The sequence below is a fragment of the Amycolatopsis sp. NPDC054798 genome (assembly GCF_053611505.1).
Genome location: NZ_JBSHAM010000188.1, coordinates 1 through 7,336, shown reverse-complemented (window position 1 = coordinate 7,336; position 7,336 = coordinate 1). Strand labels below are relative to the sequence as shown.

Annotated in this window: 4 protein-coding genes; all 4 read left to right on the top strand. The window is 68.3% G+C overall.

Annotated elements, in window-relative coordinates; translation table 11 throughout:
• Nucleotides 1-2,793: DNA polymerase III subunit alpha (dnaE, locus tag ACWGIC_RS44280; RefSeq protein ID WP_452081941.1), on the top strand; the 2,793-nt coding region annotated here is incomplete at its 5' end.
• On the top strand, nucleotides 2,793-4,262 hold the full coding sequence (locus ACWGIC_RS44275; protein ID WP_452081940.1) for an MFS transporter: 1,470 nt from the start codon (nucleotides 2,793-2,795) through the stop codon (nucleotides 4,260-4,262). The genes dnaE and ACWGIC_RS44275, both read left to right, overlap by 1 nt.
• A gap of 615 nt (nucleotides 4,263-4,877) precedes the next feature.
• Nucleotides 4,878-5,687 carry a MerR family transcriptional regulator gene (locus tag ACWGIC_RS44270; RefSeq protein WP_452081939.1) on the top strand — a complete coding sequence of 270 codons (810 nt, stop codon included), beginning with the start codon at nucleotides 4,878-4,880 and terminating at the stop codon, nucleotides 5,685-5,687.
• A gap of 101 nt (nucleotides 5,688-5,788) precedes the next feature.
• Nucleotides 5,789-6,979 (top strand): low temperature requirement protein A, encoded by a 1,191-nt coding sequence (locus ACWGIC_RS44265; RefSeq protein ID WP_452081938.1) that lies wholly within the window; start codon nucleotides 5,789-5,791, stop codon nucleotides 6,977-6,979.
• The last annotated feature ends 357 nt before the right edge of the window (nucleotides 6,980-7,336 follow it).

Here is a 7,336-nt window from a genome sequence, read left to right as displayed (position 1 = left end):
CTGAAGTCGGCGGACGAGATGCGGGAGTACTGGGATCGGGAGGTTCCGGGGGCGGCGGACAACACGCTGCTGGTCGCGGAGCGGGTCGAGTCGTACGAGGACGTGTACACGCACAAGGACCGGATGCCGGTCTTCGACGTCCCCGAAGGCCACACCGACGCTTCTTGGCTGCGGCACCAGGTGGCCGAGGGCCTCAAGTGGCGGTTCCCCGAAGGCGTCCCGGACGGCTACGAGGAGCGCTGCGACTACGAACTCGGCGTCATCGAAGGCAAGGGCTTCCCGTCCTACTTCCTCATCACCGCCGACCTCATCCAGCACGCGCGGGAGGTCGGCATCCTGGTCGGCCCCGGCCGTGGTTCCGCGGCGGGCGCGCTCGTCGCGTACGCGCTCGGCATCACGAACCTCGACCCGATCCCGCAGAAGCTGCTGTTCGAGCGGTTCCTGAACCCGGAGCGCATGTCGATGCCCGATATCGACATCGACTTCGACGACCGCCGCCGCGGCGAAATGATCCGCTACGCCACCGAGAAGTACGGGGCGGACCGGGTCGCGCAGGTGATCACCTTCGGCACGATTAAGACCAAGGCGGCGATCAAGGACTCCGCCCGCGTGCACTTCGGCCAGCCGGGCTACTCGATCGCGGACCGGATCTCGAAGGCGCTGCCGCCGCCGATCATGGCGAAGGACATCCCGCTGTCCGGCATCGTCGACTCGAAGCACGAGCGCTACGCCGAGGCCGCCGAGGTCCGCACGCTCGTCGAGACCGACGAAGAGTGCAAGACGATCTTCGAGACCGCCCGCGGCCTCGAAGGCCTGATCCGCAACGCCGGCGTGCACGCCTGTGCGGTGATCATGTCGAGCGAACCGCTCACCGACGCGATCCCGGTGTGGCAGCGCGACGACGGTTCGATCATCACCGGCTGGGACTATCCGTCGTGCGAGGCCATCGGCCTGCTGAAGATGGACTTCCTGGGCCTGCGCAACCTGACCGTCATCGGCGACGCGCTGGAGAACATCAAGGCCAACCGCGGCGAGGAGATCGACCTCGACCGGCTCGGCTTCGACGACCCCGAGGCGTACAAGCTCCTCGGACGGGGCGACACGCTCGGCGTGTTCCAGCTCGACGGCGGCGCGATGCGCGACCTGCTGCGGCGCATGCAGCCGACCGGGTTCGAGGACATCATCGCGGTGCTCGCGCTGTACCGCCCCGGCCCGATGGGCATGAACGCGCACAACGACTACGCCGACCGCAAGAACAACCGGCAGCAGATCAAGCCCATCCACCCGCAGCTGGAGGAACCGCTGCGGGAGATCCTGTCCGAGACCTACGGCCTGATCGTCTACCAAGAGCAGATCATGCAGATCGCGCAGAAGGTCGCGGGCTACACGATGGGCCGAGCGGACACGCTCCGCCGCGCGATGGGCAAGAAGAAGAAGGAAGTCCTCGAAAAGGAGTACGAGGGCTTCGAAGAGGGCATGAAGTCCAGCCCGCTGGTCGAAGGCGGCTTCTCGCCGGAAGCGGTCAAGGCGCTGTGGGACACGATTCTCCCGTTCGCCGGGTACGCGTTCAACAAGTCGCACGCCGCCGCGTACGGCCTGATCGCGTACTGGACGGCGTATCTCAAGGCGAACTACACGCCGGAGTACATGGCCGCGCTGCTCACGTCGGTGGGTGACAACAAGGACAAGTCCGCGATCTACCTGTCGGAGTGTCGCCGGCTGGGGATCAAGGTGCTGCCGCCGGATGTGAACGAGTCGGCCTTGCGGTTCGCGGCCGTCGGGGACGACATCCGGTTCGGTCTGGGCGCGGTGCGCAACGTGGGCGCGAACGTGGTGGAGTCGATCATCAAGACGCGCGAGGAGAAGGGGAAGTACTCCTCGTTCACCGAGTTCCTGGACAAATCGGAGCTGGTGGCCTGCAACAAGCGGGTGATCGAGTCGCTGATCAAGGCGGGCGCGTTCGATTCGATGGGGCACACGCGGCTGTCGATGATCCAGGTGCACGAGGACGCGGTGGAAGCCGTGGTCCCGCTCAAGCGCCAGGAAGCGATGGGCCAGTTCGACCTCTTCGGCTCGTTCGGAGCCGACGACGGAGACTCGGCCGAGGCGGCTCCGTCGTCCTCGCCGCTCGCGCACCTCAAGTTCGGCGAGGAGGAGTACCCGCGCAAGCAGCTCCTCGCCTACGAACGCGAAATGCTGGGCCTGTACGTGTCGGCGCACCCGCTCGACGGGGCCGAGCGCATCCTGCGCAAACACGCGCCGAAGCCGATCGCCGCGCTGCTCGCCGACCCGCCGAAAGAGGGCGAGGTCGTCATCTCCGGCCTGCTCACCTCGCTCGAACGCCGGGTCAACAAAAAGGGCGAGCCCTGGGCGATCTGCACCGTCGAGGACATGGACGCCGCGCTCGAGGTGCTGTTCTTCGCCAAGGCGTACTCGATGTTCGCCGCGGACCTGGTCGAGGACAACGCGGTGCTGGTGAAGGGCCGGGTCAACTGGCGCGAGGACAAGATGTCGGTGTTCGGCGGCGGGCTCGTGCCGCTGGACCTGTCCGAGATCGGCAACGGCGACGAGGAACCGCCGCTGGTGCTGCTGGCCGCCGCCGAGAAGATCGACCAGGCCGTGGTCAGCGAGCTGAAGTCGACGCTGCTGGCGCACAAGGGCGACACCCCGGTGCACCTCAAGCTCGTCGGCAAGAACCAGACGGTCTTCGCGCTTTACGATTACCCGGTGAAGGTCAGTTCGATGCTCATCGGTGAGCTCAAGGGCATCCCTGGGATCACCGCCAACACCTGATGACCGAGGCGGAGCCGGACCCTCGCCGCTGGCGGGCGCTGGCGGTCACTCTCGCCGCCGGGTTCATGACGCTGCTGGACGTCAGCATCGTCAACACGGCTCTGCCCTCGATCCAGCGCGACCTCGGCACCGGCCCGGGCACCGTCCAGTGGGTGGTCTCGGGCTACGCGCTCGCCTTCGGCCTGGTCCTGGTCACCGGCGGCAGGCTCGGCGATGCGCTGGGCCGCCGCCGGATGTTCCTGATCGCACTGGCCGCGTTCGTCGCGACGAGCGCGCTCGCCGGCGCTTCCCCCGACCCGGCGACGCTCGTCGCCGCCCGGCTGGCCCAGGGCTGCGCCGCGGGCATGCTGACGCCGCAGAACAGCGGCCTGATCCAGGATTTGTTCCGCGGCGCCGAACGCGGCCGGGCGTTCGGCATGTTCGGCGCGGTCGTCGGCATCTCCACTGCGGTCGGCCCGGTGCTCGGCGGTGTGATCCTCGCGCTGTTCGGAGATCCGGACGGCTGGCGGTGGGTGTTCTACGTGAACGTGCCGATCGGCGCGATCGCGTTCGGGCTCGCGATGAAGCTGCTGCCTCGCAGCGACCGGCGCAAACTCCGGCTGCGCACGGAAATCGACTTCGCCGGCATCGTGCTGCTGGCCGTCGCGGTGCTCGGGGTGCTGCTGCCGCTCGTGTCGTCTGAACGGGGCGGTCTCGGCCGCTTCTGGTGGCTGTTCGGGGTCGCGATCGTCTTCGGCGCGGTGTTCGTGTGGTGGGAGCGGCGCGTCACGAACCGGGGCCGGCCGCCGCTGCTGGACATCCGCCTGTTCACCGGTACTCCCGGCTACGCCAGCGGAGCGGCGGTGGGGGCGCTGTACTTCTGCGGGTTCGCCGGGATCTGGCTGGTGTTCGCGCTCTTCTTCCAGCAGGGGCTCGGATACACGCCGCTGCAGTCAGGGCTGGCGGTGACGCCGTTCGCGCTGAGTTCGGCCGTGACGGCGGCGGTCGCCGGAAGGCTCGTGGCCCGGTTCGGCCGGAGGCTGACCGTGGCCGGTCTGAGCATCGTCGCGCTCTCGCTGCTGGCCGTGGGAGTGGTCGTGCAGCTGGTGCCGCCGTCGGCCGCGGGATTCGCGGTGGCCGGTCCGCTGCTGATCGGCGGGATCGGCGGCGGGATGGTGATCTCGCCGAACACGACGCTCACGCTCGAATGCGTCCCGAACCGGCTGGCCGGCGTCGCCGGGGGCGCGCTGCAGACCGGGCAGCGGATCGGCACCGCGATCGGCACGGCGGTGCTGGCGTCGGTGTTCGAATCGGTGGTCGCGACGGCCGGGCACCAGACCGCGCTCACCGCGGCGATGTGCTGCGCGGCCGGCCTCACCCTGGTCGCGCTGGCCTTCGCGAGCCTGGAACTTCGCGCCCGTCGACGGCGTGCCATCCTGTCGGAGGACCAGCAAGCGGCGGAATCCGCAGCGAATATTCACCGAACGTGATCTCGCAACGGTTATCTTCCCTGTTCGGTGAGCTACTTACCGCCACCAGGTGATACTCCATCCGGGTGACAGGTGACCTTCGACCCTAGTGCTACTCAGAGCAACCGAGTAGACCTTACGGAGCCTTCAGAACGACACTTTGGCTACCTACAGTGGCAATCCGTTCGATCGACCGGGGATGGGTCGATCGGCCGAGCGGCCCGGGAGTCCGAAGTTCCGGGGAATGGACACCCGGAGTCGCATCCCGGTACGAAATTCGTCGGCGTCCGCGGGGGACCGTACGGCGAATCGCCGGGGCACTGCCCGGAGTGGCCGGCCGAGTGCGCGCGAAGGCACCGGGGCGGGCCCGGGCGAGGGGGAACCGGGCCCGCCCGTCTTCTCGTCCCGGCTGGGCTTTCGCCGGAGCTGGTCGCGGGCTGAACGAGGGAAGCCGCTTCCGGATGTCCGAGGGACCGCTGCGCCTGTCTCGCGCGCTCCGCTTGACCTTCCCCTTGGGTTCAGCCCCACGCTCAGGATGTCCGAACGAGGGAGAGCACGGCACCCCGTCCTGTCCGCTCGGCTTCGCCTCCGGGTCCGGCCGCGCGGCGAAGGGTGCTCTGAACGAGGGGGAAACCCATGGGGGACCTGCTGACCATTGGCGCGTTCGCGCGCCTCGCCCGTCTTTCGCCCAAAGCGCTGCGGCTGTACGACGAGACGAACCTGCTGCCGCCCGCCCGCGTCGACCCGGACACCGGCTACCGCTGGTACTCGCCGGACCAGCTCGGCCGGGCTCGCCGCGTCGTCCAGTTGCGCCGGATCGAAATGCCGCTGCCGCGGATCCGGACCGTCCTCGACCTGCCGCCGGAAGCCGCGGCGGCCGAGGTCCGCGCGTACTGGGACGAGCAGGAACGGGAATGGCGCGCGAAGCGGGAACTCGCCGGGTTCTTCCTCGACCAGCTGACCGGGAAGGAAACCCCGATGTACGACGTGTCCGTTCGCGAAATGCCCGCCCGCACGCTGCTCACCGTCTCCGAGCACCTGACCGCCGACCGGATCAGCGAGTTCGCCGCCCCGCTGTTCGCGTTCTTCGGAGGCCCGGCGGTCCCGCGCCCGGAAGGCAGCGCCGGGCGGCCGTTCCTGCGCTACCACGGCGAAATCAGCAATGACAGCGACGGCCTGGTCGAATTCTGCTGCCCGATCGACCCCGAAGGCGGGGAGATCAAGTTGCCGGAGATGACGCTCAGCACCGACGACGCGGGACGCGAGGCCTATGTCACCGTGCCGAAGTCGAACATGATGACCGCGCTCGGCGCCGAGTCGCTGCACCAATGGCTGACCGACCACGACGTACAGGCCGACTGGAAGCCTCGCCAGATCTTCCTGTGCGACCCCGGGCAGGCCGGCCTCGACGACCCGGTTTTCGAACTGGCGGTCCGGCTGCGCTGAGGCGTCCGGTTCACCCGGTTCCGGCTGCTCGGGAATGTCGCGCTCGCGCACGGACGTCGATCATGTTGGGATGGCCGCGTTCTGCGAAGAGGGGAGCGCCCATGGTCGACGAGTCATTGCCGGGCAACCGGATCCGGGTGTGGTACCGGCCGATGCGAGCGCGCGACACCAATGAGGGACATCGCGCGTCGACGCCGCTGGAATTGCTGTTCGACCTGTGTTTCGTGGTCGCCGTCGGCCAGGCCGGAGCGCAACTGCACCACGCGCTTTCCGAGGGCCACGTAGGGCACGGGGTGCTCAGCTTCGCGATGGTGTTCTTCGCGATCTGGTGGGGCTGGCTGAACTTCAGCTGGTTCGCGTCGGCGTTCGACACCGACGACGTGCCTTACCGCCTGGCCACTCTCGTCCAGATCGCCGGCGGCCTGACCGTCGCGGCCGGCGTGGACAAAGCCTTCGAGGGCGACTTCACGATCGTGGTCATCGGCTACGTCCTGATGCGGCTGGCTGCGGTCACCCAGTGGCTCCGCGCGGCCCGGCAGTCACCTGAACTGCGCACGACGGCGTACCGCTACGCGGCAGGCATCACGTTCTGTCAGATCCTGTGGATCGCCCGGCTCGCGCTTCCGGGCACGGCGGGGTTCGTCAGCTTCTTCGTCATCCTGGTACTGGAACTCGCGGTGCCGGCGGTGGCGGAGGCGCGGGACACCACCCCGTGGCACTCGCGCCACATCGCCGAGCGGTACGGGCTTTTCACGCTGATCGTGCTCGGCGAAACCGTGCTCAGCGCCACCAACGCGGTGAAGGAAGGGTTCGCGGAGGGCGAGCACACCGGGGACCTGGTGTCGCTGGCGGTCGCGGGCCTGGTCCTGGTGTTCGCGATGTGGTGGCTGTACTTCGACCAGCCCGGGCACGCCCGGCTCGAACGCGGGAACTCGCGGTGGACCGCGTTGAGCTGGGGATACGGGCATTACCTGATCTTCGGTTCGGCCGCGGCGGTGGGCGCGGGGCTGGAGCTGGCGGTCGACTTCGACAGCGGGAAAGCCCACGTCGGCGGGATCGCGACCGCGCTGGCGGTGACCATCCCGGTCGCGGTCTTCCTGCTGAGCGTGTGGCTGCTGCACATCGGCCCGACGAACGAATGCCGTCCGATCGCGATCGGCTTCCCGGCCGCCGCGGTGCTCGTGCTGGCGGCGTCGTTCGGCCCGGCGCCGATCCACGTGACCGCGGCCCTCGCGGCGGTCCTCGTCGCGGTCACGGTGATCGCGACGCACGGCGAGCGCGAGCCGGGCTGACCGCCTTCGGGCCGCCTCCGGGTCGCGACCGCCGTATCGACGCAGGTCAGCGGCTTGGCGCGAAAAAAGGGACCCCCCTGTTCGAGGGCTGTTTCGGGGCGTGTAATGTTCTCTTCGTCGCCAGGGAGACCGGGCGGCCGCCGGGGCCACGAACCAAGCTCCCACAGTAGTGGTAGAGTGGGTGGTCCCAAAACCTCCGGAGCTAACCAGCCCCCGACGAAGCCTCGAGCTTCCCAAGGTGTAGAGTTGGACTCCGGAAAAACAAAAGCTTGAAATAACGCATCGAGCTTGGCCTGGTTGATTCCGGGGCTGGTTCGGGGTGTGTTGCTTGAGAACTCAACAGTGTGCTAGTGAACT

Coding starts and splice junctions, on each gene's coding strand:
- ACWGIC_RS44275 (WP_452081940.1), top strand. CDS start 2,793: ATGACCGAGGCGGAGCCGGACCCTCGCCGCTGGCGGGCGCTGGCGGTC.
- ACWGIC_RS44270 (WP_452081939.1), top strand. CDS start 4,878: ATGGGGGACCTGCTGACCATTGGCGCGTTCGCGCGCCTCGCCCGTCTT.
- ACWGIC_RS44265 (WP_452081938.1), top strand. CDS start 5,789: ATGGTCGACGAGTCATTGCCGGGCAACCGGATCCGGGTGTGGTACCGG.